Raw genomic sequence first — 26,392 nt, forward strand, 5'->3', positions numbered from 1 at the left:
CGTGCGTCAGAACGTCGTGCCGATATTGAACGTGACGAGTTTGGTGTCGTCCCCCGGCTGCTTGAGCAGCGGCTTGGCGATATCGATCCGCAACGGTCCGAACGGCGAGGTCCAGTCGATGCCGAACCCGATCGACAGCCGCGGGCTCGCCGAATTGCCGTAGTAACGCTCCTGATAGGCGCTGAGCGAATAGGTGTAGGGCGTGCCGGTGCTGGTCGTGGTCGAGGCGCCGCTCGAATCGAGGTACAACAGGTCCCCCGACGAGTTGGTATATTGTCTGGTCGCCGTCGTGCACGCGGTGCTCGCCGCATTGGCGACGGCGCAGCTGTCGATCAGCGTCGGCGTCTTGCCGCCGAACACCGCGCCCACGTCCATGTAGATCGACGGCCGAAGCCCCAGTTCGCGCGCGCCCGCGCCCAGTGGCAGCGCCAGTTCGGCGCGCGCCATGTAATAGGCCGTCCCGCCCAGCGCCTCGCGCGTCTGGTAATCCGATCCGGTGTACAACGTCGCGGGCACGGTCGAGGTGTCGTAGGTCGTGCGCGTCACGCTCGGCCCAATGCCGCGAATGTCGAACCCGCGCAGTTGCGGCTGGCCGAGGAAGAAGCGATCGGTCAGGCGTACGCCCTGCCCCAGCCCGTCGATATAGCCGCCCTCCGCGTGCGCGGAAAAGACGAACTGCTTGCCCAGATCCCAGTATTTCGTCGCCTTGGCAGTGGTGCGCAGATAGCGCGTGTCGCCGCCCAGCCCGGCAAAATCCTGGCTGAACGAGAAGGTCGTGCCGCGCGTCGGGCGCGTGCGGCTGTTCGTCGTGTCGTAGATGAACGAATAGCCCGCCGACGACGTCCAGCGGTTGCCGACCGCCTCGCACAGATACGTGCCCGCCAGCGCGGGGTCGCAGACGCCGTTGGTGTAATAGGTGTCCGCGTCGAGCGAGACCTGATCGTAGATCAAGCCGTAGCGGATCGCGGTTGACCAATATTCGTTGACCGGCGTGCCCGCGCGGACCTGAAATCCGGTGCTGACCTGCTGGTAGGTGGTGTCTTTGCTGGTCGTGGTATTGTACGACTTGTAGTCGCGCCGGAAGACGTCGCCGCCCAGGGCGATGTTCTTGTCGAACAGATAGGGTTCGGTGAACCCCAGCTCGATCGACTTGGAATAGGTCGAGTAACTGCCGTTCAACCGAAGTTCCTGCCCCATGCCACGGAAATTGCGCTGCGTGATACCCGCCTGGACGATGAAGTTCTCGAGCGAAGAATAGCCCGCCGACAACGACAGCTCGCCGGTCGACTTCTCCTCCACGTTGGTTTGCAGCACCACCGCGTCGGGGTTCGACCCCGGCACCTGTTTCACCTCCAGCTTGTCCTGGAAATAGCCGAGCGAATTGATCCGGTCCTGGCTGCGCTGGACCTGGACGCTGTTGAACGCATCGCCTTCCGCCAGCCGCAACTCGCGGCGGATCACCTTGTCGCGCGTGCGCGTGTTGCCCGTGATCTCGATCCCCTCGACGTAGCTGCGGCGGCGCTCGCCGATGTGGAACGACACCGACATGGTGCGCGCCTCGCCGTCGCGCCGAAAATCGGGCGACACGTCGGCGAAGGCGTATCCGAACAGCCCCGCGGTCTGCTCCAGGCTCTCCACCGTGTCCTCGACCAGCTTGGCGTTGTACCAGTCGCCGCGTTTGAGCGGCAGCGTGGCGGCGAGTTTCGTGCCATCGAAATCGCGGATGTCGCTTTCCACCCCCACGTCGCCGAAACGGTAGCGCGGTCCTTCCTCCACCACATAGGTGATGACGAAGTCGCGCTTGTGGGGCGTCAATTCCGCCACCGCCGAGGTGACGCGGAAATCGGCGTAGCCCTGCGTCAGATGGAATTGCCGCAATTTCTGCTGATCATAGGCCAGCCGGTCGGCGTCGTAGGTCGTGCTCGACGACAGCAGCCGCCACGCGCGCGCCTGCTTGGTCGCCAGCTGCGCGCGCAAGGCGTCCTCGCCGAACTGGTGTGCGCCGAGGATGTTGATCTGGCGGACCTTCGACTTCGGCCCCTCGCTGATTACGAACACAATATCGACGCGGTTCTGGTCGAGCAGCACCATCTTGGGGTCGACGCTCGCCGCGAAACGTCCCTGGCGGCGGTACAGTTCGACGATCCGCGCCACGTCGGCGCGCACGTTGCTGCGCGAGAAGACCTGCCGCGGCGCGAGCTTCAGCTCCTTGGTGATCTTGTCGTCCTTCAACCGCTTGTTGCCTTCCAGCACGATGCGGTTGACGATCGGGTTCTCGCGCACGCGGATCGTGATCGCGCCGCTCGTCACGCCCTCGATCGTCACGTCGGCGAACAGGCCCGAGGCCTGGATGTCCTTCAGCGCCTGATCCAGCGTCTCGTTCGAATAAGGGATGCCGACGCGCAGCTTGGTATAGGCGATCACCGTCTCGGGCTCGATCCGCTGCATCCCCGCGACGGTCAGCGACGCGATCACCTTGGCGCTCGGCGCCGCGTCGGGGGCAGGGTCGGGGGTAGGGCGCGGCAGCGCGGCAGCGGCTGCGGCGACGAATAGAGTGGCTATCAACGCGAACGATTCCTGTGCTGGCCCTGTTGAAGCGCTTCCCCCGTCGTCGATGCCTGTGCGGCGGGCGCGTCGCCGCCGGATGTCGCCGCGTCTCCGCTTCGTTGCCGATGTCGACCAAATGTGATGACGCCTTCACATTCGCGTCGCTGCCACGCGCGTATGGCGCGGACGCCACCGGCACGCCGCGGGCGCGCGCGTCATGTGTCACGCCCGCGCAGGTCCGACACACGTGCCGACACACCCTGGAGACACGGCGGCGCGACACGGCGGCGGTCGCCTCCCCATTCGCCGGGCGACGCCAGAAGGAAGTCGCCGATGTTCATCACCAGCAAGCAGCCGTCACTCCCCGCGCCGATGCTGCCGACGCCGCCCCAGCCCGCGCTGATCGACAATCCGTTCGCGCCCGAGATCTACGCCAACGGCCTTGCGGGGTTCGCCAACATCGGCGGGCTGATCGCGATCACGTTAGAGAGCGGACGCTGCGACCATTCCCGCGCCCAGCCGGAGATGGAACGCGTCGTCGTCGGCCGCCTCGTCCTGCCGGTGTCGACCGCGCAGGCGCTGGTCGCGGCGCTCAACAACTTCCTCGAGCAGCAAGGGCTGAGCCCCTCGGCGGCGATCGCCGCGGGCGCGACGTTCCAGTAACCGCACGCCCCCGCGTCGATCGCAGGTCCGCGAGGGACGCGGGGCGGCAGTGCGGGCCGCGTGGCAGGCGCGCGCTTCGCGTCAGGCGAACCGCACCGCCACCGCGACCGCTCGGCGGTTCCGATCACGATCGCTACCGGGATGCTGCTTCGCTTCCGCGGTAGTTGGACGTGGGCTCTCCACGCAGGCGACGCGGCCGGCGGCATCGCACCGATCAGCAGTGCGGTGGCCGGCCGCCGAACCTTGCGCGGAGCGGCTGTCGCGATGTCGGAGTCCAGATTGATGATGCGCCATCGCTCAGATCCCCAGCCGCGTCAGACGCGCGTCGGCGAGGTCGAGCTCGCGGCCGAGCTGCTCGGCCAGCGTGATGCTGATCGCGCGCTCGCGCGCGAGCGCGAAGATCGCGTCGCGCTCGGCGCGGATGCCCGCCAGTCGCAACTGTCGCTCCAGCCGTGTCTCCTGCGCCTGCCGCGTGCGGTCATCCGCGTCGCCCGCGATGCTGTCGATCCGTTCGCGATACTGGTCCATGATCCGCGCGGCGATCTCGGTCGGGCGATCGGCGTCGCCCTGTTCCTCGGCCATCCGGTGCTGGACGCGCTCGATCTCGGCGATCGCGGCCTTCGCCCCCTTGATCCGCGCGCGGTCGCGCTCGTCGACGGCGCCCTCGTCGTGGGGCAGGTGGAGGCCGCGCAGCAGCAACGGCAGCCCCAGCGACGCGATCGCGAGCGAGGAGAGGATCACGCCCGAGGCGAGCAGGATCGCCAGATCGCGCGTCGGGAACGGTGTGCCGTCCCCCATCGCCATCGGCAGCGTCAGCGCACCCGCCAGCGTGATCGCGCCGCGCGCGCCTGCCACCGACATCGCGCCCACGATCCGGCGCGGCGGGCTTCCGGCATCCGCGCCGCGTCGGCGGGCGCGCAGCAGCGTGAAGCGCAGCGACACCCAGACCCAGGTGTAACGCAGCATTCCCAGCGCGGCAGTGATCGCCGCGACATAGAGCAGCAACCACCACATGCTGCTGTGCCCGGTCGTCTGGATCGTCGCGCGGGCACGTGCGAGCAGGTCGGGGAATTGCTCGCCCAGCAGCACGAAGATGACGCCGTTCAGCGTGAACTGGAGCATGTCCCACACCGCGCGGCGCCGGATGCGCGTCGCGGCCCCCAGCGACACGCCGCCGCCCGCGAACGTCATCGCGATCCCCGACGCCGCCGCCGCGAGCACGCCCGACGCGTGGACGTGCTCGGCGATCAGATAGGCACCGAACGGGATCAACAGGCTGACGAGGATGTTCGAGCCCGTGTCGTCGCCGAACCGCTCGGCGAACGCTGCCTTGCCGCGCACGATCGCCCAGGTCACGCCGACGCCGATCGCGACCCCGGCGAGCGCCATCCACGCGAAGGTCGAGATCGCGCTGCCGAGCGAGAAGGTACCGCTCAGCGCGGCGGCAATCGCAAAGCGCAGGCACACCAGACCCGAGGCGTCGTTAAGCAGCGATTCGCCTTCGAGGATGTGCATCATCCGCTTGGGGATCGACACCTTCTGCGCGACCGCGCCGACCGCGATCGGGTCGGTCGGCGACACGATGGCGGCGAGCGCGAACGCGACCGCCACCGGCATCGCGGGGATCAACCAATGAATGAACAATCCGACGCCCAAGACGGTCAGGAACACGAGCCCCAGCGCCAGTCCCAGGATCGCGCGGCTGTCGCGGAACAACTCGTCCTTGGGGATGCGCCAGCCGTCGAGGAACAGCAGCGGCGGCACCAACAACAGGAAGAACAGCTCGGGGTCGAGCTCGACGCGAACTCCCGCGAACAAACCGATCAGCGCGCCGAGGCCGATCTGGACGAGCGGGCGCGGCAGTGCGGACGGCAGGATGCGCGACACGATGCTGCTCGCAACGACCGCCAGCAGCAGGAAAAGACACAGGGTGACGACGTTCAATACAGGCTCCGGGTGGCTCAGCCACCGCTTGTACCGACTTCGCGCCCGGGGTCACCCCGTCATCGGCCACCGACAAATGGCACCGCGCGCCATTATCCGGTGCGCGCGCTATTGCTTCGCGCACGCGCCACGCCTTGCGTAACACTGGCATGCTGTTTGCTGATAGGGGATCAGCAAACAGGGGGTGGATATGATGAAGAACCATGTCGCGCGGTTGGCAGGCATCGCTGCGGGATTGTCCGCGTTGGCGGGCAGCGCGTCGGCGCAAGACGCGAATGCGCCGTTCGCGACCAGACTGGAACAGGCGCGCTCGACGTTGCAGGTCGGCGCCGACGGCACGCTCGCGGGCGGCGGCGCCGCGGTCATCGCAGATGCTGTGACGAAGGCCCGCTACGTGCTGCTCGGCGAGGATCACCTCTCGCGCGAGATCCCGCGCTTCGCGACGGGCATCTGCCGGATCATGGCGCCGGGCGGCCTCCACGCCTTCGCGGTCGAAACCGGGCCCGAGGTCACCAGGGTCGTCAACGCCAACCTGCGCCGCGCCGACCGCCGCGCCCGCATCGCCGCCTTCACCCGCGCCCACCCCGATGTCATGGCGTTCCAGAACGGGCGCGACGAGAGCGACATGGCCGCGTCATGCGCGCAGGCAGCGGGTCCGCGCTTCCAAATCTGGGGATTGGATCAGGAGTTCTTCGGCGCGACCGGCTATCTGCTCGAACAGATGCTGGCGGCCCGCCCCGGACCCGTCGCGCGCGCCGCGATCGCGGACCTCGCGACGCTCGACCGCGGATTTACGGCGGCGGCGGTGCGCTCGGGGTCGGTCGGCGATTTCTTCATATATCAGATCGGCGACGCGCGAATGGAGGCGGCACGCAGCGCGATCGCGAGGGACGGCGGCGCGCGGGCGAACGAATTGTTCGCCGCGCTCGCCGAGACACGCGCGATCTACCTCGGACAGCAGACGGGCGGCTATGCCTCCAACGGCCAGCGCGCGCGATTGATGAAGCGGACGCTCGTCGCTTATCTCGCCACCGCGCCCGCCGCGTCGCGCGTGCTGTTCAAGTTCGGCGACGTGCACATGGCGAAGGGCATCAACGACCTGCGCCAGCGCGACGTCGGCAATTTCGTCGCCGAACGCGCCGAGGGGGAGGGGGCGTCGTCGCTCCACATCGCGGTCTACGGCGCGAAGGGTCTGCGCGCGACCTACGGCGGGGTCGGCCGGCCGCTCGGCCAGACGCCGTTCGTCATGACCGAGGATGAGGACTATGCCTGGCTAAAGGATGCGCTCGCCGTGCACGGGCGCGGTGCAGGCGCCAGCGACTGGATGCTCGTCGACCTGCGACGCTTGCGCACGAACACGCCCGCCGACATGCCCGCGGCATGGCGCAAGCTGGTGCTCCAGTACGACATGGTCGTGGTGGCGCTCGAACTCACGCCCTCGACGCTGCTCGCTCCGTGACGTCGGGCGAGCATCAACCACGCCACTCCGACGTGATCGCGATCACGGCGTCGATGACCGCTCGTCGCGCGGAGCGTTCGTGCGCGAGCGAAACGCCGCCGCTCGTCACAGCCGCAGGCCGAACCTCGGTCCGACGAGCGTCATCGCGGTGTAGAGCGCGATCGTCAGCAGGCACCCCAGCGTCAGCGCGAGCCAGAAGGGAAGGCCGTGGCGCAGCATCGCGGGGATCGCTAGGAACATCGGCAGCGACGGCAAGACGTACCAGAACGTCGCGGCAGAATGCGCAGCCATGTTCTCCGCGTCGGGTTTCGCGTTCCACAACCAGATCATGCCTAGCACCGAAACGAGCGGCAGCGACGCGATCAGCGCGCCGAAACCGGGGTAGCGCTTCGCCAGTTCGGAAGCGGCGGCGATGAGGATCCCGGAGATCGCCGCCTTGAGAGCCAGATAAATCACGATTTACTTCCCCGAGCCGGCGCGCCCGTCTGCGCCAGTTTCGTCAGCCGGCGCGGCAATTCGTCGAGCACGCGGCGCGCATCGCCGGCGCGCAGATTGCGCCAGCGTCGCACTTCGTCGCGCGACCGGCCGCACCCCCGGTACCAGCCACTGCGACCGTCGAAGCCGCACAATTCGGCGCAGGGCGACTTCATCGTTCCGCCCGTTCGATCAGCGTCATCGGTCGCGCTACTTCGCGTAGCGGCGGATCACCGCCAGCAGTTCGTCGGCGCCCTCGGCGCGTTCCGCGTCGGTCAAGCCGGCACGCGCGACATGCGCTTCCAAATGCTCGGCGATGATCTCGTCCATCAATCCGTTCACTGCCCCGCGGACGGCGGCGACGAGGTGCAGGACCTTCGTGCAGGAGGCATCGGCGGTGAGTTCGCGTTCGACGGCGTTTACCTGCCCCGCGATGCGGCGGACGCGCGCGACGAGATCGGCGTTGGTTCCACTAAGGTGCGACATAGGCATACCCCCTATAACTATTTGTTAGTTGATACAATCGGACGGTATTGATCTGATTACCCCGTGCCGCTAGATGCGGCCCCGTTCCTTGGGGAGTAGCCACCCGCCGCGCGGGGTCCTCGTCAACATGATCGCCGGCGTCCTCGGATTGCCGTCGTGGCGTGGACAGCAAGCCGCCCGGCTTGCCCGGCAAGACCAACGACGCGTCGCCTCTACGTGGCCGGAGGTGGGCTCGTCGTTGTTCATCAGGCCCCCGAGAGACGTTCAATGACCGGTATCCTCACGCTCGGCGCGCTCGGCGCCAGCCTGTCCGTCGACGCGTTCGCCGCATCGCTCGGCAAGGGCGCGACCGAACAGCGCAGCGGGTGGTCGAACGCGATGCGCGTCGGCATCGTCTTCGGCTTCTTCGAGGCGCTGACGCCCGCGATCGGCTATCTCCTCGGCTATCTGCTCAACGACTGGATCGCGAGCTACGACCATTGGGTGGCCTTCGGTCTCCTGCTCGTGGTCGGCGCGTACATGATCCGCGAGGCGGTCCGGCACGACGACGGGGCCGTCGCGGAAGGACCGTCGCGTCCGGGGTTCTGGCGGCTGGCGGCGACCGCGGTCGCGACCAGCATCGACGCCGCGGCCGTCGGCGTGTCGCTCGCGCTCATGGACGTCAACCTGTGGATCGCCTGCGCGGTGATCGGCGGGATCACGACCGTGGTCGCGACGAGCGGCATGATCCTCGGCCGGCACGTCGGCCCGTACCTCGGCCGCTACGCCGGTATCCTGGGCGGTTTCGTCCTCGTCGCGATCGGCGGTTCGATCCTGTTCCAGCATCTCTCCGGCGCCGCGTAAGGGCCGGCGCAGGCGTCACGCGCGGCGGGGAATCCTGACGGTGAAGCACGCGCCGCCGTCGCGCTCGACCTGCAACTGTCCGTTCAACTGCTGCGTCAGGCTGCGCACCATCTTCATGCCGAGGCTGGTGCCGGCCCGCGCGCCCGTGCCGAAACCCTCGGGCAGGCCGACGCCCTGATCGCTGACGCTCAGCACGAGTTCGGCCGGCCCCACCGTCAGGGCGACCCGCACCACGCCGTCGCCGCCCGGATAGGCGTATTTGAACGCGTTGGTGACGAGCTCGGTCACCAGCAACCCGATCGTGATCGCGCGATCGGCATCGATGATCAGCTGCTCTGCCTCGCACACGGCGTCGACCCGCGCGCTCTGCGCCTGCAATCGCCGGCACAGGTCGCACAGATAGGTCGACAGCTCGATCGAACCGCTGGTGCTCGTCCGCCAGAGCTGATCGTGCGCCTCCGCGATCGTCACGACCCGCGCCGCGGCCTCGTCGAGCGCGTTGGTCACCTCGTCGGAGGCGGCGGAGCGCGCCTGGAGGTGGAGCAGGCTATACACCATCGTCAGACTGTTCTTCACGCGGTGGCTCGTCTCGCGCACCAAAAGCTTCTGATGCTCGATCGCGGCGACCAGCTTCTCTTCGGCGCGGTGCCGCTCGATCGCGACGCCCAGCAGGTTGGCGAACCCTTGCATGAACGCGATGTCGGCGACCTCGAACCGGCCCTCGTCCGGGCTGTCGACCTCCAGCACGCCCCACGGCAGGTCGTTCGCCATGATCAGGACGTTGATCGCGCGCTTCACGCCGTGTTCGACCATCAGCGCTGGCGTGCGGAACCGTTCCTCGTTTTCCAGGTGGTTGGAGATGACGGGCTTGCCGGTCTTGAGCGCGAACCCGGCGGGCGAGGCGAGATCGGCACCGACGCGCGCGACGCCGACGGTTCCCGGGTTCCAGCCGACCCCGGCCGCCACCACCAGCACGTCCGCCTCGGCTTCGTAGCGCAGCGCCTTGGCAAGGCGTGCCTGCATCCCCTGCGCACACAGCGCGCATGCTTTCTGGAGCAGCCCGTCCAGATCGCGCGATTGCAGCGCCTCCAGCCCAAAGTCCGACAGGATCGCCTGCTGGGTCAGGCGATATTGCACCAGCGGCGTCGGCGCCGCATCGGCGAGGCTGTCGGCCATCGTGCTGGCATCCCCGGCCGTCATGTCCGCCCCGTGCTCGGTCGGCCCGCGCCCGGTCGGCCCACGCCCGGTCGGCCCGCGCTCGATATGCGACGCGGTCGCGTCGATCGCGGGATCGGGCTTCGTCGCCGGGCCATGTTCGCGCCGACCATTTTCACGCATGACAGATGCCTTCAACGCCACTGGGATGGTTGAAACAGCGGACCGTTCCGGTCGTTTCCTAGCGGGAGCGAACCGGGCACGACAATGCCCCCGGCAATCCCACTTCGATGTTCACCATCAGCGCGCGATCAGCGCGATCGTAATCATCACGCAGCCGATCAGAATCGCCGCCGCGATCAGCCTCGCCGCGCGCATCATGTGGGTCGGCCCCTGCTCGACCGGCGCGGCAGGTTCCGCCTCCAGCCGGCGCACGGCGCTGCGCAGCAGGCGCGGCGCGTCGTCGCCCAGCCGCGCGATCTCGATCCCCAGCGCGCGGACGAGCGGCAGCCAGTGATCGGGTGCCAGCCGCAGGCCCGCAACGCGCACCATCGCCCGCCGCATCGCGCCCAACAGGTCGAATTCGGGCTCGATCGCGGACAGCACGCCGTCCATCGTCAGCAGCGCCTTGAACATCAGCATCAGGTCGGGCGGCATGATCAGCCCTTCCTCACGCATCAGCGTCAGGAACGAGCGGATCAACGGCCCGATCATCAGCCGCCCGCCATGCTCACCGATCAGCCGCTCGCTGGCGCGCGCCAGGCTCGCGCGCGAGACGCCGCCCCCGGTCGACCACGTGCCCAGCACGTCGGCGAGAAGCGCGGCATCGCCGGTCGTCACTGCCTGCCCGAAGGCGAGGAATTCGTCCTGCCGCCGCCGCGAGACGTGCCCGATCAGCCCAAGGTCGAGCAGCGCGATCCGGTTGCGCGGCAGGCACAGCAGGTTGCCCGGGTGCGGATCGCCGTGGAACCGCCCGTTGATGAGCACCATGTCGAGGACCATGTCCGCCCCCAGCAACGCGATCACGGCGGGGTCGAGACCGGCCGCGCGCAGCGTCTGCGCATCTCGCGGTACGGCGCCGTCGACGAAATCCATCACCAGCAATGTCGGCGACGTGAGCGCGGCGTGGATCGCGGGCACCACGATCCGCGGATCATCGGCGAAGTCGGCGCGCAGCAATTCGGCGTTGCGCGCCTCGTTGGTGAAGTCGAGCTCGGCGAGCAACCCGTCGGCGAGCTGCCGCACCAGCGTGACCGGCTGGTAGCGCGGCGCCGCCGCACTGGAACGCTCGATCACCGCGGCGAGCTGGGTCAGCAGGCGGATGTCGGCTTCCATCCGCGGGCGGATGCCGGGGCGCTGGATCTTCGCCACCACCGCGGTCCCGTCCATCAGCGTCGCGCGGTGGACCTGCGCCATCGAGGCGGCCGCGAGCGGTTCGACCTCGAAGCCGGCGAACGCCTCCTCGACCGCCATGCCGAGCGCTGCCTCCACGAGCGGGCGCAATTCTGAGAACGGCAGCGTCGGCGCGCGGCTGTGGAGCTGCTCCAGCTCCGTGATCCATTCGGGACCTAGCAGGTCGGCGCGGGTGGCGAGGATCTGCCCCAGCTTGACGAAGGTCGGGCCGAGCTCCTCCAGCGCCTGCCGCAGCCGGCGGGGCAGGGTGTGCTCGTCGGTCTCCGTATCGCCGGCTCCGTTCTCCAGCCCGACGCGGGCGAGCAGCACCCCGAGCCCGAAGCGCGACACCGCCGCGCTGATCTCCTGCAACCGCTCGCGGTCCCGCACGGCGACGGCGAGGGTCGAGATCAGCATGACGCACCATGTCCTGTCGGCAGCATCGGGACGCTATGCCACACAGCGAGGCCCTTGTGGCAAGCCGGGCGTGTGGCAAGCGGGGCGCGCGGCCGACCATCACCTGCCGGACGCCCGACCCCGCCCCGACCCGCTATCGATCACCGATCCTCACCCGCACACCGGCGACGGCGGTGAACGGCTTGCCGTAGAGCGGCGCGGTGAACCCGTCGTTGGTGCCGATGTAGCGGCGGTCGAACAGATTCTCGATCTGGCCGAAGACCTCGACGTCGCGCCCGGCAGCCACGCTCGCGCCCAGATCGGCGATGAAATGGGCGTCGGTCCGATAGATCGCGTCGGGGTCGCCGTTGGTGCGTGACAGGTAACGGACACGCGGGCTGATCGTGATGCCATAGGGCCCGGTCCAGTCGATGCTCGCGCTCGCGCGGTGCCGGGGGATGCCCGGCTGCTGCCTGCCGATGCTGGCGGGGTCTTCTGGGTTCCGCGTGACGATCGAATCGGCGTAGGTGTAGGCGAGCGTGCCGGTAAGCGTCTCGCTCCGCCGCCACGTCAGCTCCGCCTCGACGCCGCGGCTGCGCGCGCGGCCGGCGTTGATCAGGCGCGCGCCGATATCGAACCCCGCGGGCAGTGTCGCAGGGTCGAGATAGCGATAGGTCAGGAAATCGGCGATGCGGCTGGCATAGGCGGTCGCCTGGACGCGCACGGCACCGCGATCCACGTCGAACCCCGCCTCGACGCCCTCCAGCGTCTCGGGCTTCAATGCGGCATTGCCGTACAGGATGTAGCCGGGGACGGATGCTCCCCGGTACAGGTTGTCGAGCGTCGGCGCGCGGAACGCCCGGTAGATCGCACCGCGCAGCGCGACCCCCGCGGGAAGCTGATACCGGATCGACAGGCGCGGATCGACGTCACTGTCGTGGCGGCTCGCCACCCGGCCAAGCCCGCCCGGCGTGTCGTCGACACCGTCGTCGCTGTAGAAATCCTGATAGCGGACGCTCAGCAGCAGCTGCAGGCGATCGACGGGGCGGATGTCGGCCTGCGCGAAGCCGCCGATGAACCGCTGTCGGCCCGACCCCGTGTCGACGCGGACCAGCGCCCCGGTCTCATCGAGGATGCGCGCGCGGTCGCGGCCGTGGATGGCGTGATAATCCGCCCCCACCGATAGTGCGCGGATCGGACCCGCGAAGGTCTGCGTCCAGATCAGCGAAGCGCCCCAGTCGTTCGCGCGGGTGCGGTGGCTGTTCTGGACGAACTCGACGTCGTTCGGATCGGCCCCCTCGGGCGCGCCGGGATTGTTGGTCACGAACCGCTCGTCGTTGCCGAACGCGGTCAGCTCGACCGAGCCACCCGCGCGCGGCGTCCAGCCGAGCGTCCCGGTGTAGCGCCACGTGCGCTGATCGTTCGTGTTCGCGCGCGTCAGGAACGTCTGGTTGTTGTCGTAACGGCTGACGCGCGCCCGCACGGTGACGTCGGGTGAAAGATCGGCGTTACCCGAGACGGCCACCGTCCGCGCGGTGAACGAGGTCGGCACGCTGGCCGCGCCACGCGCCTGTTCCACCTGCTCGACATAGCCGTCGCTGTGATTGACCCCCGCGTCGATGCCGATGCCATAGCCCGCGCCGGCCAATGCGGCGTGGCCGTCCGCCCGGTAGCTGCCGCGACTGCCGCCCGCGGCCTCCGCCACCATTGCGGTCCGGTCGATCGGGCGGGTCAGGATGTTGATGACGCCGCCCATCGCGTAATTGCCCCACAGCGGCGCGCCCCCGCCGCGCACGACCTCCACCCGATCGATCGTCGCGAGCGGCACCTCGCTCCATTGGACGTAGCCGAAGAAGGGATCGTTGATCGGCACGCCGTCTAACAGGACGAGTGAACGGATGCCCGACAGGCCGCGCATCGACACGATCGTGTTGGTCGGGTGCTGCTCGTTGGTGCCGGCGATCGGCAGGTCGACCGAGGGCACGCGGCGCAGCACGTCGTCGATCGTGCGCGCGGGTGTTCCCTCGATCTGCTCGCTGGTGACGACGGAAACGCTCGCGGGCACGTCGGTCAGCGCGCGCGCCGAGCGGGTGGCGGTGACGACGATCTCGTCCGGGGCGGCGGGCACGGCGGCCTCGCCGAACGCGGGTGCAGCCGCGAGCAGACACGACAGCGCGCCCCCCGTCAGCAGGTAGGATCGGAACATGGCAATACCTTTGACCGGCCGCGCGTTCGGGACGCCGGCCGTGAAACATGAATGCGCGCCGGCAGGGCAGGCGCGCGGTGGTCACGTCAAAGGCGCGCGGGTGGCCCCCGCAGCGGTGGTCGCAGATACGCCGGGTCAGCCGTGGCCGGCGGTATCGCCCATGTCAGCATGATCGCCATCACGAACGCGATCAGCGCGGCGAGCTGGATCGGATCGATCGCGCCCGTCATCGCCGCCGACAGGCCGGAAAAGGCGCACGGCATCTCGGTCTGGCCGTGGTCCTTCGACTTGCCGTGATCCGGCATCTCGCCGTGCATCCCCGGCATGTCCATCGCTGCCGCGGCCGGCGCGACACCGGGGCACAAGGTGATCGCGATCTGACCACGGGTGGTATCGATCATGTACCCGGTCGGTATCAGCAACTTCAACAGCAGCGTCGCCGCGCAGATCAGCACGGCCAGACGGCGTTGCGCCAGAAGATGCCGGACGGACTGCACCGCGGCTCGATATCCGCTGCCGTGGGCCATGTCACCGGGACAATCCGTCCCACCCCGACCGCCTCGCCGTCACCCTCACGCGGTTGGGCCCATCTTCCCGCTTGGAGCCGGCGCCGCCATCGTCCAAGCTCGGCAGCAATTGTCGGGGGGGATACATGCACCGCGTGATCGATCGCTTCACCATCGTCGGGTGGGCGATGTTTCTGATGCCGGTTCTGACGATGTGGCACGAAATCGGCGGCCACGCCGCGGCGTGCGCGATCCCGGGCGGGCACGTCCGCGAGATCGGGGCCTTCTACGTCCAGTGCACCGGGCTGACGGGCGTCGCCGACGTTCTCGTCGCCTGCGCCGGCGCGGGCGTGAACGTCCTCCTCTCGCTCGTCGCCTTCGCGCTGTGGCGGCGCGCGACGGGTGATGCGACGCGCCTCGTCCTGTGGCTGGTATGGTTGACGCAAGCCTTCGTCGCGGCCGGTTATCCCGCCTTCTCGGGTATCACCGGGGCGGGCGATTTCGGGATCGGGCGGGGCGGCGCGCTCGCGAACCACGGTATCCCGGTCTATTTCGCCTATGTCGAGGCGGCGGTGGGGATCGCCGCCTACGCGTTCCTCATCCGGCTGGGTGCGCGAACGCTGTCGTCGATGCTCGGCGATGGCCCCGCCACCTTGCCCGCGCGCAGGGAAGTGACGCTGGGCTATTATCTCACCGCCGGCGTCGGCGCACTGATCGTCGGCCTGCTCAATCCGATCGGCGTGTTCGTGACGATCATGTCGGCCGCGGCCTCGACCTTCGGCGGGCTGGCCGGGCTGCTCCGCGTCGGCGCGAAGATCGACCCGTCGGGTACGCCGAAGCCGTTCGCGCTGCCGCCCAACCGTCAGATGCTGCTCGTCGGTGCCGCAACGCTCGCCGCCTTCGCGCTCGTGTTCGGGCCGGGGTGGCGACCGACGCCGTGATGCCGCCGCTTGCCGCAGCGCCGGCGCGCGCGCATCATCGATAGCTGAGGGGGCCGCGATGATGACCGAGCGCACGATGACGTGGCAGAGATGGGCGATCGGCCTGCTGGTCATGCTGCCGATGGCGCTGATCGGCCTGCGGTGGCTGCTGGCACTGCTGCGCTAGCCTGACCGCGGCGGCGTGCGCATCACGCCGCCAGCGTGAACAACGCCTCGACCGTGGTGTCGAGGCTGCGCGCGAGCTTGAGCGCGAGGATGGTCGACGGCACGAACACGCCGTTCTCCACCGTGTTGATCGTCTTGCGCGACACGCCGACCCGGTCGGCAAGCTCCTGCTGCGTCAACCCGGCCGCGGTCCGATGTTCCTTCAGATGCGCGACGAGTTCACCCATCCCGTCGCTCCAGCCACGCGAACACCAGCGCGGTGACGACGACCGTGCCGGTGGCGAGCGCCGGGGCCGCCCACGCCGGAAAAACCGTGCCCGTGAACGCCGCCGACGACAGGATCGCCAGACTGGCGATCGCGACGCCCAAACCCACGCGCGCGGCGGCGGCCTGATGCGCGCGCACGCGTTCGTCGTTGACGATCGACCGCTCGATCTTCGACCAGCGGAGGTAACCCGGGATCCCGAACACCCAGATCAGCGGCACCGCCATCCACACCGCCCACAGCAATGCGAAGATCGGATCGCGCCCCGGATGAACACCGGCCCGGCCGATCGCCACGGTGGAAAAGGCGGCCGCCGCGAGCGCGTTCAGGAACACGATGGTGCCGCGCCGCGCCGACATCTGATCCGGTGATTTGATCCCCGCCTTCATCCCCGCCTCCCGTCTTCTCGTGTGAAGTCACCTTCGGGTTACAAGTAACCTGTGGGTTACACAGCGTCAAGCAATGGTCGTCGGCCTTCGGCCGCGGCGAACGATGTTGTCATGCGCCCCTCGGCCGGTTACTGTCATACATGACCAACACAGCAATCCGCGCGCTGACGTACGCCACCTTGATCGCACTGGCCGCCGGCGGCGGCGGCGGCGCGGCGCAGGCGGCAACCGGCCGCACGCCGTCGGATATCGTCCGCATCCTGCGCGAGCAGCGCGTCGAGAGCGCGTCGATCGCCGTGATCCGCGGCGGCCGGATCGTCCGGGTGCAGGCCTGGGGCACCGCCGGTCCCGGCCGCGCCGCGACCGTTGCCACGCCGTACAACCTCGCCTCGCTGACCAAGCCGTTGACTGCGGAGGTCATCCTGCGGCTGGTGTCGGCGGGCAGGCTGTCGCTCGACGAACCGTTGGATCGCTACTGGAGCGATCCCGACCTCGCGCGCGATCCCCGGCGGCTGACGCTGACCGCCCGCATGGCGCTCAGTCACCGCACCGGTCTGCCCAACTGGCGCGGCGCGCACGGACTGGCGTTCGATCACGATCCGGGCACGACGACCGGCTATTCGGGCGAGGGCTATCAATATGCGGCCCGCTATGCCGAGCGCCGTACCCGCCAGCCGTTCACGGCGCTGGCGGGGCAATGGCTGTTCCGCCCGGCGCACATGCGCGCATCGGGGTACGTGTCGGCGCAAGGCAGGACCACCGCGATCGCGGTGCCCTATGACGAGGCGGGCAGGCCGCTGCCGGTCGCGCGGGTGACGCGGTACAATGCGGCGGATCTCGCGCACGCGACGGCGCGCGACTATGCGCGCTTCCTGATCGACGTCCGCAACGACACGGGCATCACCGCCTCCGTCGCCGCCGCTCGCAGCGCATCGCAGGCCGACCTGACATCCAACATCTGCACCGGAACGAAAGCGCGCACCTGCCCGCCGTGGACGGGGTTCGGACTCGGCTGGCAGTTGCTCGGTTTCCCCGGCGGGACGACGATGCTCCACACCGGCAAGGATGCCGGCGCCTTCACCTTCGCCGCGATCGACCGCGCGCGCGGCGACGGGATCGTCATTCTGACCAACAGCGACAACGGCTGGCGGGTCATCCTGCCGATCCTCGCGCAGACGCGCAGCGACCCGAGGCTGATCGCCTTCCTTCGCGGGCAGATGAGCTGACCCGGAACCCGTCCCCCCCCTCCGCCGACCAGCCACCGATCGCGATGAACAATCAGCGATGCCGTCCATTCAACCTTGATATCGATCAAGGGATGCCTCGCATGTGCCACGTTCTGGTCATCGAAGACGAACCGCTCATCGCCGAGATCATCTGCGATTTCCTCACCTGCGAGGGGGCCCGGTCGTTCGATGTCGCGGCGAGCGAGGCGCAGGCGATCTGCATGGCCGACGCGCATCCGCCGACGGTCATCACCTCCGACGTCCGCATCAAGGGCGGGCGCGGGCCGCATGCGGTCGAGGCGATCAGGGCAGCGCACGGCGCGCTCCCGACGATCTTCATCACCGCGCTCGCGGACGAATGCGAGCCGTGCGATCACGCCGTCGCGATCCTGACCAAGCCATTTTCCTACGACGACCTCGCCACCGCCTTCTCGCTCGCGAAGGAAGCATCCCCCAATCCCTGACGCCCGCGCCGCACGGGGCCGACGCCGCGGCGAGCCGCGGGGGGCAGATTGTTCGTCATCCGGCGTTCCGCCTCGGACGACGGTCGGCGCTGTGATCACGCGCGGGACCGGTCGAGGCGGATGTCGGGGCCATGCGTGTCGACCGCGCCGGCGTCCGCCGCTGCGCCCCACCGCCGGTCGCTCACGCGTTGCCATCATGTCACGGCGTCATCGATCGCGCGTCCGCGGTCGCTCAGCCGAAGACCCCGGCAGCATGTGCCATAAACGTCACACCGGATCGTCTTTTGGTCATATTGCGGGGCTGCAACGCGCGCGATACGCCGTGATGCAAATGTCGCCAGCATGTTCCAGACCCACATCGGTGTCGACGATCTGATGGATCGCGGCGCGCGCCTCCTCATCGTCGATGACGATCCCGACATCCGCGAGCTGACGCGGCAATTCCTCCACGCGCACGGCTACGACGTCGACGCGGTCGAGGACGGCGTCGCGATGCGAAAGGCGCTCGAGCAGGAAAGCTACGCGCTGATCGTCCTCGACGTGATGATGCCGGGCGAGGACGGTCTGTCGATCCTGCGCTCGCTCGACCGCGCGACCGCGCCCGCGATCATCGTCATGTCGGTGATCGGCGAAGAGGTCGACCGGATCGTCGGACTGGAGATGGGCGCCGACGATTATATCGCGAAACCCGCCTCGCCGCGCGAACTGCTCGCGCGCATCCGCTCGGTGCTGCGCCGGCAGGGCGAACGGCCGGCGACGTCCGCCGCCGCCCCCGGTCGCCATTTCCAGCGCTTCGCGGGCTGGCGGCTCGACGCGATCGCGCGGCAGCTGTTCGATCCCGACGACGTCGTCATCAACCTGTCCGACGGCGAATTCCGGTTGCTGATGACCTTTGTCGATCATCCGCGCCGCGTGCTGACGCGCGATTTTCTGCTCGACCATTCGCGCGGGGCCAATGCCGAGCATTTCGACCGCGCGATCGACGTGCAGGTCAGCCGGCTGCGCCGCAAGCTGATGCGCGACGGCGGCAGCAGTGGCGGCGGCAGCGCCGGGGGGCGGGGCGACGAACTGATCCGCACCGTCCGCAACGAAGGCTATATGTTCGCGGCCGATGTCGAGCGCCGCTGAGCGCCGCGTCGGCGGCCGCACGATCGCGTGGCCGATCTTCGCACTGGTGATCGCGTCGGTCGTGGTCGTCGCCGCGACGATCTTCGCCGTGACCTTCAGCGGCCCGCCGCCGCGGCGCACGGGGCAGTCGCTCGCGACGGTGACGCAGGCGCTGCGCACCGGTGAAGCGCCGCGTGCCGCCGGGCGCAATCTCGACGTGTCGATGCGCGACGCCGCCCCGGGGCCGTTCCGCAGCCTGCGCGTCGACCCCGCCGCGCGGCGGGCGCTGGCGACCAGCCTTGGCGTGCGCGCGGACGACATCGTCGCTTATACGCGGCGGCCCTCGCCGCAGGAGATGGGCGCGTTCGGTCCCGATTTCGTGCTCGCGCGGCGCACCCCGTCTGGCTGGCGCGTGGTCGAGACGGCGCGGCCGTGGCTCGCGCCGTGGCACATGAAGACGCTGTTCGCGATGCTGCTCGCGGTGGTCGCGCTCGCGATTCCGGCCTGGATGATCGCGCAGGCGATCTCGCGCCCGGTACGCGCGGTCGCGCGCGCTGCGGAACGCGCACGCGCGGGTGCCGAACTCTCGGAACTCCCGAGCGGCGGCGCGCGCGAGGTGCGCGCGCTGTCGAGCGCGGTCGCCTCGATGCACGCGCGGCTGGCGAAACACGCCGAGGGGCGCACCACGATGCTCGCCGCGATCGCGCACGATCTCGGCACGCCCCTGTCGCGGCTCGCCTTCCGCGTCGAGCAATTGCCCGAGGCCGCGCGTGACCGCGCCGCCGCCGACATCGCCGAGATGCGCGGGCTGATCGCGGCGGCGCTCTCGTTCGCACGCGACGAGGCGGTCGGCGCGCGCGAACGTCTTGATCTCGGCAGCCTCCTCGAAAGCCTCGCCGACGACGTCGACGTCGCCGACGCCGGCGGCGCGGTGACGGTGGCACCGGGACCGCGCGCGATCGTCCGCGGCGACAGCGTCGCGCTGCGCCGCCTGTTCGGCAATCTGGTCGAGAATGCGGTCCGCTACGGGCAGCAGGCGGCGATCGCGTGGCGGATCGATAGCGGGCTGGTCGAGGTCACGATCGACGATCACGGCCCCGGCGTCGACGTGGCGCAGGTCGAGCGGCTGTTCGAGCCGTTCGTACGCGGCGACCCGTCGCGCAACCGCGCGACCGGGGGGACGGGGCTCGGCCTCGCGATCGTACGCTCGATCGCGGCGCGCCACGACGGCGAGGCGCTGCTCGAGAACGGGCCGACCGGTGGCCGCGCGCGCGTGATCCTGCCGCTCGCGGTATGAACGCCGCGGTATGAACGGATGTCGCCGTCGCAACCGTGTCGCTGTGGGTGGTCACGTCCAGTAACATTGCCGCCGCCCGACGACATACGCGCGTGAGCCGCGGTGCCCAGAAGGACATTCGACCTTCCGGGAGACCGCCATGCATCACGACCCCATCACCTCCGGCGATCACGATCACGATGACAGCCACGGCCACGGTCACGGCATGACCGACGACCTGCCGCGGTTGAACCGGCTGCTCGAGCGGCGTCGGGCGCTGCAATGGTTCGTCGGCGCGGGCACCGCCGCGCTGGTCTCGGGCTGCGGCGGAAGCGACGGCGATGCCGCGACGTCGACCGCCACCACCACGACGGCAACCCCGACACCTACGCCGACCGCGACGACGACATCATCCGCCACCGCTGCCTGTATCGCCGACCCGGCCGAAACCGCGGGCCCTTATCCCGGCGACGGCACCAACACCGCCAGTGGCTCGACCTCGAACGTGCTGACGCTCAGCGGGATCGTCCGCTCCGACATCCGCTGGCCGCACTTCCATTTCGAGGTCTTCTCCAGTCTTTCGAATGCCTTGTCGGGGCGTTACGCGGTGCTGACGTCACAGCTCGCCATGTCGGCGGCGGCCTGCACCGCGGTGTACTCGGACACCGCGATCTATCCGTCGAGCAGCACCAATTTCGCGCGCGTCTCGCTATCGTCCGACAATGTCTCCGGCGGCAATACCGCAGCGCAGATCGCGCAACAGACGCCGACCCTCACCGGCACTGCCTCCGCGGGCTACCCAGCCAGCGCCGTTATCGGCATCGCGCGCTGAAGTGCGGCCTATTCCGTGATAGCGCCGTGAGGGTCGCGCTTAGGGCATCGTCCGCCAGCGGCAGATCGCGTCGCGCAATCCGGTACGCGCGATCGTCTTGCGTTGCTCGAAGGCGAGATAGCGTCGCGTGATGCCATTGAATCGCGGCCAGTAGGTCAGCCCGTTCCGGTTCGGGTCGCCGCGCCGAACAAAGTTTGACCAATAGTCCTGCAATCGCGGCGCGCCGGGCGGCGGCGTGTTGAGGATCAGGCCGATCTCGCTGCCGTGCGCTACTGGGCTGCCGGGGCGGGCGTAGTCGAACTGATATTGCCACACTGGCGCCCCCGCCACGGCTACTTGGCGTGCCACCGCGAGCGTAGGGCAGCGAAAGACCAAGTCGGTACCCAATTGCATCGCCGCATCGCCCAAGCGGGAAGCGGATACAGGCCCTCCTTCCAGCCCGTAAGCCTTGGCGACGGCGGCCGCGTTTCGGGGGAACTCGCGCATGATCACTCGCGCGAGATCACGCTCGCGATAATTGCTGAATTCCTGTGCGTTGACACCGATCAGCAGTGGCACCCGCGCGATACGGCCCGCCGCTAGCGCCTCCGCTGGCGTTTCGCGCAGGACGCGACCGTCGACGATCGCCTGCAGCCAGATGAAGCTCGGATCGTCGATGTTCGGGACCGCGACCTGCTCCTGCGCGTCGAGGATCGCGGACACCGGCAGCGCACGGAGAGCTCCCGCGGTTACGGGACTGCGCACGCCGGCGCGCGCGACGATCGCGGCACCCAGGCGTTCGTTCTGCGCCAGCGTCCGCGGCGGGACGCCGAACCCCGGCGTTCCGCTCTGCTCGATCGCACCGGCGAACAGCCCGCGCGCGGCAGGCGAGAGCATCTGCAATCCGACGTCTTGCGCGCCGGCAGACTCGCCCGCGAGTGTCACCCGCGCCGGGTCGCCGCCGAACCGCGCGATATTGTCGCGGACCCAGCGCAGCGCCGCCTGCTGGTCCATCAGCGCGTAATTGCCCGATCGCCCGCGTTGCTCGGCGCTGAGCGCAGGGTGCGACAGGAAACCCAGCGCACCGAGCCGATACTGGATGCTGACCAGCACGATTCCGCGGTCGGTGATGCGCGATTCAACGGTGCCGCCGCCCGCGCCGCCGCGGTTACCGCCACCGTGTATCCACACCATCACCGGCAGCTGCGCTCGCGCGTCGAGCCGAGGCGAGCGGACATCAAGGAATAGGCAATCCTCGCTCGACGACCGCGCGGCGCGGCTGTTCCACGCGCCATAAATCGGCTGCGCGCAGGCGGCGTGCTCGGCGACCGCCGCCGCGGGTGTCCGCCACGCGCGTGGCGCAACCGGGGGGCGCCAGCGCAGCGCGCCGACCGGCGGGGCTGCGTAGCGAATGCCGCGGAAAACACCGCCGCCGTGCGGCAATGCCTCGCCGCGCACCGGTCCATATTGGGTTGTGACCACCGGCGTCGTGGCGAGCGCCAGCACGAGCGCGATCACCGCGCCAGGCCGCGCGGCACCGGTCGCGACAGCGCCGCGCGGATCGCCCGCTCGGCTACCGGCGCCATCACCGCATAGCCCGCCTCGTTGGGGTGGACACCGTCATAGGTCAGCGCGCTGCTCAACGCCTCGCCATCGTGCAACGCCCCCCAATAATCGGCGTAGGTCGCGCCGCTGCGCGCGGCATAGTCCCTCAACCATGCATTCATCGCCGCGATCTTCGGCGCAGTGCTGAGCCCGGGACGCCAGGGGAAGTTCGCGGCGGGCGGGATCGACGCGAGGATCACGCGGATGCCGTTGGCGCTCGCCAGTTCGGTCATGGTCATGATGTTGGCCTTCGTCTGGTCGAGCGTCATCGGGCCGGTGTTGCCCGCGATGTCGTTGGTGCCGCCCATGATCTGCACGGCGGCGGGTGCCAGATCGATCACGTCCTGCCGAAAGCGCAAGAGCATCTGCGGCGTGGTCTGGCCGCCGATGCCGCGATCGATCCGCCCTTCGACGAAGAAGCAGGGTGCCTTGTCGATCCAGCCCTGCGTGATCGAATCGCCGATAAAGACGATGCGCGGCGCGCGCGTGGGGCGGAGCGCGGCATTCGCGGCCTGATACCGCGTCAGCCATGCCCAGTCGCGGTGCAGCCGCTCCTCCGCCTCGCGCTCGCCGCGGGCCTGCGGGGTTTCCGCGGCCGGCACGGCGCGCGGGGGCGCGGGCGGGGGCGGCGTCTGCGCGGCGGGGACTGCCGCGATCGAGGCGAGCAGCAGGGTTGCGAACAACGACATGGCGATCCTCCCGATGGGCTTGTTGATCGCCCGTCGCCACATAGGACGCGAATGGTGCAATTTGAAAGCTCAATTAGAGGCGGCCTGCATTGAGCGCCTGCAGTCGAGTGACGGTGGTGCGGGTAAGCCTCGCAACAAACCAGTTGACAGCCAATCCGCCTAATAGATAAATCAATTCGTCTAATTAAAAACGAACAATCGTACAGGGGAGGACTGACTGGTGATGATCACTGCCTCGCGTCGTGCCATGCTCACGGCCGTATCGCCGCTCGCGCTCGTGATGATGAGCGGCGCCGCGCACGCGCAAGCCGCCGGAAACGCCGGGCCGGAGGCGACCACCACCTCGGCCGATCCCGTCGCGGCACCGACCCAGGCCGACAATGCGGGCGACGACATTGTCGTGACCGGCATCCGCGCGTCGCAGGCGCGCGCGATCGAGGTGAAGCGTAACGCCGACAGCGTCGTCGAGGCGATCAGCGCGCAGGACATCGGCAAGCTGCCCGACGTCACCATCTCTGATTCGCTCCAGCGCATCCCCGGCGTCCAGATTCGCCGCGAGGCGGGCGAGGGCGGCGCGATCAACATTCGCGGCCTGCCGCAGGTGACGACGCTGTTGAACGGCGAGCAGTTCCTGGGCGCCAATTCGGTCACCACGGTGCAGCCGAATTTTACCGACATTCCGTCGCAGCTCTTCTCGGGTGCGACCGTGTTCAAGTCGCCGACCGCGTCGCTGCAACAGGCCGGGCTGTCGGGCACCGTCGACCTGCTGACCCGCCGCCCGTTCGACCTGAAGAGCGGATTGACCGTCGCTGCCGCGGCCGAGGGTCAGTACGGCGACAAGACGAAGAAGTGGAATCCGTCGGCCAACGGGCTCGTCTCGTACAATTCGGGTCGCTTCGGGATCCTCGCGTCGGCTTCCTACGCCAACCTCGATCTGTCGAACAGCTTCCGTGGCATCCAAGACTTTGGCATCGGGCTGCGCAGCGAGGCGGGCAGCGCGACCAATCCGGGCGATTTCGCGGTCGGCAACAACGGCGTCAGCCGCGGGCAACCGGTGCGCAACGCGGCGGGCGTCATCACCGGCTATGACGTCAACGGCGACGGCGATGCGAACGACATCTTCCTCGCGCCGCAGGCGCATACCGCGTGGAACCGCATCACCAGCCGCGACCGGTTCGGCGCCAATGCATCGATGCAGTTCGAGATCAACGACGCGCTGCGCCTGACCGCCGACGGTTTCTACACCCGCCAGACGCAATATGACCGCACCGCCGGGTTCCAGCTGCAATCGGTCGACTGGCAGTCGTCGCCGTATCTGCCGACCTCGACGCGCGACACCGGCGCGATCGTGAACGGCTATCACCTGAACACCATTCAGACCTACGCCTACGATCTGCCGAACTTCGACAGCTATTCGGAGACGTTCCGCACCAAGAGCGAGTCGCAGAACTACAACCTGCAACTCGATTGGAAGCCAAGCGACACGTTCAAGGCGACCGTGCGCGGCATCTACGGCAAGGCCTCGCGCGAGCGCGACCAGTCGTACACGCAGTTCAGCCTGACCAACGGCGCGCAATGGGCCTATAACGGCGTCGGCAATTATCCCGCCTCGCTCGGCGGCGACGTGCGCTTCAACCCGACCGGCTACGCGATCTACAGCCAGAAGGCGACGGTCGATTATTCGAGCGGCGCGCCGGTGTTCGGTTTCTCGCCCGCGTTCCTGGCGCAGGCGAGCGACGCGTCGCGGTACGGGCTGAAGACGATCTCGTCGGAGGGCAACCAGTATCAGAAGGGTGACCTCTGGGCGCTGCGCGGCGATGCCGAATGGTCGCCCAACGACCAGCTGAACATCAAGTTCGGTGGCCGCTACGGCGAACGCAGCGTCGACCAGTTCACGTTCGAGCGCGTGTCGCCCTTCTATGCCGGCAACCGCGACAATGCGGCGAACCCGGCAGCGGGCTGCCTCGTCAAATGGAAGGCGTTCGACGTCAATCTGAACGACCCCAAATGCTCGGTGCTCGACGCGCAGGGCAACGCCTACACCGCGGGCTATACGCGTCAGGCGAACGACCCCGTCTTCGCCGGACTGGTGAAGCAATTCTCCACCCCCGCGGCGGGCGTGCCCAAGCTGTTCGTCCTCGATCCCAAGGCGATGGACAACAGCGAGGCGTGGCAGAACAAATTCTACCCCGGCAGCATCAACAACGTGAACCCGGCGGACTCGTTCAGCATCAACCTGCAGCAGATTTCCGGCTACGCGCAGGTATCGGGCGAGGGTGAATTGCTCGGTATGCCATATCGCGCCAACGGCGGGTTGCAGGTCGTCAACACGCGCTTCCAGGTGCGCCAGAACCTCGTCGGCGCGCCCCAGCCCTATGGTTTGTCGGGGCTCGATACCGGCGATGTCGTGACCAAGCGCGATTTCACCGACTTCCTGCCGTCGTTCAACGTCGCCTTCGACGTGACGAGCAAGCTGCGCGCGCGCGCCTCGTTCTCGAAAACGATGACGTTGCTCGACTTCCTGCAATGGGGCGGCGGTCTGAACGTCAATTACGCGATCAACACGACGATCCAGCCCAACCGGTTCGAGGCGAGCAGCGCCAATTCGCGCGGCAACCCCAACCTCGATCCGTGGCGCGCGACCAACGTCGAGGCGAGCTTCGAATATTACACCGGCCGCTCGAGCCTCGTCGCGGTGGGCGCGTTCCACATCGCGGTCGACAAGTTCATCACCAACGCGACCGTCATCCGCAACGACATCCCCGACAATGACGGCGTGATCCGGCGCGCGGTGCCGACCACCACCGTCGTGCAGGGCGAGGGCGGCACGCTGAAGGGCCTGGAGGCATCGGCGCGCCAGTCGCTGCGCGATTACGGTGTCAACGGCTTCTTCGGCGGGTTCGGCATCGATGCGAACTACACGCTGTCGCTGGGCGAGACCGGGCGCGTCGATCTGGCGGGGAACAAGGAACCGTTCCAGGACAATTCGAAGCACCAGGTGAACGCCGCGCTCTGGTACGAGCAATACGGCCTGCAGGCGCGCGTCGCGTACAATTACCGCTCGAAGCGGCTGGCCGCCTCCGATTACGGCGGCATCACCGGCCTCGCGCAATATCAGCAGCCGACCAACTATCTCGACGCGTCGATCAGCTACGACATCCTGCCGTATCTGACGCTGTACGGGCAGGCATCGAACCTGACCGCGGAGACCGAGCGTTATTACCTGACGTTCAAGGACGAGGTGTTCAACGAGAACATCTACGAGCGTCGCTTCATCGCGGGCGTACGCGCGCGCTTCTAGTAACCCGATACCCTGTTCCCCCCTGCCTGCCGCCGTGCCCGGTTCGACCGGCACGGCGGCCCTTTACCGCGGGCCCGCCGCT

General features: G+C 68.6%; 23 protein-coding genes. 10 read left to right on the forward strand and 13 right to left on the reverse strand.

All coding sequences use genetic code 11. The features are described from left to right. Window positions 1-6 precede the first annotated feature (6 nt). On the reverse strand, window positions 7-2,565 hold the full coding sequence (gene bamA / locus KZ810_RS04280) for an outer membrane protein assembly factor BamA (RefSeq protein WP_373369139.1): 2,559 nt from the start codon (window positions 2,563-2,565) through the stop codon (window positions 7-9). Window positions 2,566-2,880: 315 nt separating this feature from the next. Between bamA and KZ810_RS04285 the strand changes: the two genes are divergently transcribed. Then, window positions 2,881-3,210: a hypothetical protein gene (locus tag KZ810_RS04285; protein ID WP_219767790.1), complete on the forward strand. Its 330-nt coding sequence runs from the start codon at window positions 2,881-2,883 to the stop codon at window positions 3,208-3,210. A 297-nt stretch (window positions 3,211-3,507) separates the two neighbouring features. Here KZ810_RS04285 and KZ810_RS04290 read toward each other — a convergent pair whose 3' ends face one another. Further along, complete coding sequence (locus tag KZ810_RS04290; protein WP_219767791.1) at window positions 3,508-5,154, reverse strand: Na+/H+ antiporter; 1,647 nt, start codon at window positions 5,152-5,154, stop codon at window positions 3,508-3,510. A 193-nt stretch (window positions 5,155-5,347) separates the two neighbouring features. Here KZ810_RS04290 and KZ810_RS04295 point away from each other — a divergent pair, with 193 nt between their 5' ends. Beyond that, window positions 5,348-6,613, forward strand: a complete 1,266-nt coding sequence (locus tag KZ810_RS04295; protein ID WP_219767792.1) for a hypothetical protein — start codon at window positions 5,348-5,350, stop codon at window positions 6,611-6,613. Between the two features lie 105 nt (window positions 6,614-6,718). Here the strand turns inward: KZ810_RS04295 and KZ810_RS04300 are convergent, their stop codons facing one another. Genes KZ810_RS04300 through KZ810_RS04310 form a run of 3 tightly spaced genes read right to left on the reverse strand, consistent with a single transcriptional unit; the run spans window position 6,719 to window position 7,573 of the window. Then, complete coding sequence (locus KZ810_RS04300; protein WP_219767793.1) at window positions 6,719-7,069, reverse strand: DUF3147 family protein; 351 nt, start codon at window positions 7,067-7,069, stop codon at window positions 6,719-6,721. After that, window positions 7,066-7,263 carry a DUF1289 domain-containing protein gene (locus tag KZ810_RS04305; RefSeq protein WP_219767794.1) on the reverse strand — a complete coding sequence of 66 codons (198 nt, stop codon included), beginning with the start codon at window positions 7,261-7,263 and terminating at the stop codon, window positions 7,066-7,068. The genes KZ810_RS04300 and KZ810_RS04305 overlap by 4 nt, the downstream gene beginning before the upstream one ends. 34 nt (window positions 7,264-7,297) lie before the next feature. Further along, on the reverse strand, window positions 7,298-7,573 hold the full coding sequence (locus tag KZ810_RS04310; protein ID WP_219767795.1) for a metal/formaldehyde-sensitive transcriptional repressor: 276 nt from the start codon (window positions 7,571-7,573) through the stop codon (window positions 7,298-7,300). Window positions 7,574-7,840: 267 nt separating this feature from the next. Here KZ810_RS04310 and KZ810_RS04315 point away from each other — a divergent pair, with 267 nt between their 5' ends. After that, a complete protein-coding gene (locus KZ810_RS04315) occupies window positions 7,841-8,416 on the forward strand; it encodes a manganese efflux pump MntP (RefSeq protein WP_219767796.1) in 576 nt (191 codons plus the stop codon). Window positions 8,417-8,431: 15 nt separating this feature from the next. Here the strand turns inward: KZ810_RS04315 and KZ810_RS04320 are convergent, their stop codons facing one another. From KZ810_RS04320 to KZ810_RS04335, 4 genes are all read right to left on the reverse strand, one after another. Then, window positions 8,432-9,754, reverse strand: a complete 1,323-nt coding sequence (locus KZ810_RS04320; protein WP_219767797.1) for a sensor histidine kinase — start codon at window positions 9,752-9,754, stop codon at window positions 8,432-8,434. A gap of 117 nt (window positions 9,755-9,871) precedes the next feature. Next, window positions 9,872-11,380: an ABC1 kinase family protein gene (locus tag KZ810_RS04325; RefSeq protein WP_219767798.1), complete on the reverse strand. Its 1,509-nt coding sequence runs from the start codon at window positions 11,378-11,380 to the stop codon at window positions 9,872-9,874. Between the two features lie 133 nt (window positions 11,381-11,513). Further along, on the reverse strand, window positions 11,514-13,565 hold the full coding sequence (locus KZ810_RS04330; RefSeq protein ID WP_219767799.1) for a TonB-dependent receptor: 2,052 nt from the start codon (window positions 13,563-13,565) through the stop codon (window positions 11,514-11,516). 86 nt (window positions 13,566-13,651) lie between these two features. Continuing rightward, a complete protein-coding gene (locus tag KZ810_RS04335; protein ID WP_219767800.1) occupies window positions 13,652-14,062 on the reverse strand; it encodes a hypothetical protein in 411 nt (136 codons plus the stop codon). A gap of 155 nt (window positions 14,063-14,217) precedes the next feature. On the opposite strand from KZ810_RS04335, the gene KZ810_RS04340 reads away from it, so the two are divergent. Next, window positions 14,218-15,012: a hypothetical protein gene (locus tag KZ810_RS04340; RefSeq protein ID WP_219767801.1), complete on the forward strand. Its 795-nt coding sequence runs from the start codon at window positions 14,218-14,220 to the stop codon at window positions 15,010-15,012. Window positions 15,013-15,200: 188 nt separating this feature from the next. Here KZ810_RS04340 and KZ810_RS04345 read toward each other — a convergent pair whose 3' ends face one another. Further along, window positions 15,201-15,404 carry a helix-turn-helix transcriptional regulator gene (locus KZ810_RS04345; RefSeq protein ID WP_219767802.1) on the reverse strand — a complete coding sequence of 68 codons (204 nt, stop codon included), beginning with the start codon at window positions 15,402-15,404 and terminating at the stop codon, window positions 15,201-15,203. Beyond that, a complete protein-coding gene (locus tag KZ810_RS04350; RefSeq protein ID WP_219767803.1) occupies window positions 15,397-15,831 on the reverse strand; it encodes a hypothetical protein in 435 nt (144 codons plus the stop codon). The genes KZ810_RS04345 and KZ810_RS04350 overlap by 8 nt, the downstream gene beginning before the upstream one ends. 140 nt (window positions 15,832-15,971) lie before the next feature. Here KZ810_RS04350 and KZ810_RS04355 point away from each other — a divergent pair, with 140 nt between their 5' ends. The 5 genes from KZ810_RS04355 (at window position 15,972) to KZ810_RS04375 (ending at window position 20,736) form a co-directional block, all read left to right on the forward strand. Beyond that, window positions 15,972-17,057: a serine hydrolase domain-containing protein gene (locus KZ810_RS04355; protein ID WP_219767804.1), complete on the forward strand. Its 1,086-nt coding sequence runs from the start codon at window positions 15,972-15,974 to the stop codon at window positions 17,055-17,057. A gap of 101 nt (window positions 17,058-17,158) precedes the next feature. Then, a complete protein-coding gene (locus KZ810_RS04360; protein WP_219767805.1) occupies window positions 17,159-17,521 on the forward strand; it encodes a response regulator in 363 nt (120 codons plus the stop codon). Between the two features lie 342 nt (window positions 17,522-17,863). Next, on the forward strand, window positions 17,864-18,649 hold the full coding sequence (locus KZ810_RS04365) for a response regulator (RefSeq protein ID WP_258044433.1): 786 nt from the start codon (window positions 17,864-17,866) through the stop codon (window positions 18,647-18,649). Continuing rightward, a complete protein-coding gene (locus KZ810_RS04370; protein ID WP_219767806.1) occupies window positions 18,633-19,925 on the forward strand; it encodes a sensor histidine kinase in 1,293 nt (430 codons plus the stop codon). The genes KZ810_RS04365 and KZ810_RS04370 overlap by 17 nt, the downstream gene beginning before the upstream one ends. Before the next feature lie 139 nt (window positions 19,926-20,064). Further along, window positions 20,065-20,736: a peptidase associated/transthyretin-like domain-containing protein gene (locus KZ810_RS04375; RefSeq protein WP_219767807.1), complete on the forward strand. Its 672-nt coding sequence runs from the start codon at window positions 20,065-20,067 to the stop codon at window positions 20,734-20,736. 39 nt (window positions 20,737-20,775) lie between these two features. On the opposite strand, the gene KZ810_RS04380 is transcribed toward KZ810_RS04375, so the two are convergent. Further along, on the reverse strand, window positions 20,776-22,233 hold the full coding sequence (locus KZ810_RS04380; protein WP_219767808.1) for a carboxylesterase/lipase family protein: 1,458 nt from the start codon (window positions 22,231-22,233) through the stop codon (window positions 20,776-20,778). Continuing rightward, window positions 22,230-23,009 (reverse strand): SGNH/GDSL hydrolase family protein, encoded by a 780-nt coding sequence (locus tag KZ810_RS04385; protein WP_219767809.1) that lies wholly within the window; start codon window positions 23,007-23,009, stop codon window positions 22,230-22,232. The genes KZ810_RS04380 and KZ810_RS04385 overlap by 4 nt, the downstream gene beginning before the upstream one ends. Window positions 23,010-23,256: 247 nt before the next feature. On the opposite strand from KZ810_RS04385, the gene KZ810_RS04390 reads away from it, so the two are divergent. Beyond that, window positions 23,257-26,310 carry a TonB-dependent receptor gene (locus KZ810_RS04390; protein WP_258044434.1) on the forward strand — a complete coding sequence of 1,018 codons (3,054 nt, stop codon included), beginning with the start codon at window positions 23,257-23,259 and terminating at the stop codon, window positions 26,308-26,310. The last annotated feature ends 82 nt before the right edge of the window (window positions 26,311-26,392 follow it).

This window comes from Sphingomonas citricola (assembly GCF_019429535.1).
Classification (GTDB): Bacteria; Pseudomonadota; Alphaproteobacteria; order Sphingomonadales; family Sphingomonadaceae; genus Sphingomonas; species Sphingomonas citricola.

Coding starts and splice junctions, on each gene's coding strand:
- KZ810_RS04295 (WP_219767792.1), top strand. CDS start 5,348: ATGAAGAACCATGTCGCGCGGTTGGCAGGCATCGCTGCGGGATTGTCC.
- KZ810_RS04325 (WP_219767798.1), bottom strand. CDS start 11,380: ATGCTGATCTCGACCCTCGCCGTCGCCGTGCGGGACCGCGAGCGGTTG.
- KZ810_RS04315 (WP_219767796.1), top strand. CDS start 7,841: ATGACCGGTATCCTCACGCTCGGCGCGCTCGGCGCCAGCCTGTCCGTC.
- KZ810_RS04390 (WP_258044434.1), top strand. CDS start 23,257: ATGCTCACGGCCGTATCGCCGCTCGCGCTCGTGATGATGAGCGGCGCC.
- KZ810_RS04345 (WP_219767802.1), bottom strand. CDS start 15,404: ATGGGTGAACTCGTCGCGCATCTGAAGGAACATCGGACCGCGGCCGGG.
- KZ810_RS04285 (WP_219767790.1), top strand. CDS start 2,881: ATGTTCATCACCAGCAAGCAGCCGTCACTCCCCGCGCCGATGCTGCCG.
- KZ810_RS04350 (WP_219767803.1), bottom strand. CDS start 15,831: ATGAAGGCGGGGATCAAATCACCGGATCAGATGTCGGCGCGGCGCGGC.
- KZ810_RS04330 (WP_219767799.1), bottom strand. CDS start 13,565: ATGTTCCGATCCTACCTGCTGACGGGGGGCGCGCTGTCGTGTCTGCTC.
- KZ810_RS04375 (WP_219767807.1), top strand. CDS start 20,065: ATGCATCACGACCCCATCACCTCCGGCGATCACGATCACGATGACAGC.
- KZ810_RS04370 (WP_219767806.1), top strand. CDS start 18,633: ATGTCGAGCGCCGCTGAGCGCCGCGTCGGCGGCCGCACGATCGCGTGG.
- KZ810_RS04385 (WP_219767809.1), bottom strand. CDS start 23,009: ATGTCGTTGTTCGCAACCCTGCTGCTCGCCTCGATCGCGGCAGTCCCC.
- KZ810_RS04340 (WP_219767801.1), top strand. CDS start 14,218: ATGCACCGCGTGATCGATCGCTTCACCATCGTCGGGTGGGCGATGTTT.
- KZ810_RS04320 (WP_219767797.1), bottom strand. CDS start 9,754: ATGCGTGAAAATGGTCGGCGCGAACATGGCCCGGCGACGAAGCCCGAT.
- KZ810_RS04365 (WP_258044433.1), top strand. CDS start 17,864: ATGTTCCAGACCCACATCGGTGTCGACGATCTGATGGATCGCGGCGCG.
- KZ810_RS04310 (WP_219767795.1), bottom strand. CDS start 7,573: ATGTCGCACCTTAGTGGAACCAACGCCGATCTCGTCGCGCGCGTCCGC.
- KZ810_RS04305 (WP_219767794.1), bottom strand. CDS start 7,263: ATGAAGTCGCCCTGCGCCGAATTGTGCGGCTTCGACGGTCGCAGTGGC.
- KZ810_RS04360 (WP_219767805.1), top strand. CDS start 17,159: ATGTGCCACGTTCTGGTCATCGAAGACGAACCGCTCATCGCCGAGATC.
- KZ810_RS04355 (WP_219767804.1), top strand. CDS start 15,972: ATGACCAACACAGCAATCCGCGCGCTGACGTACGCCACCTTGATCGCA.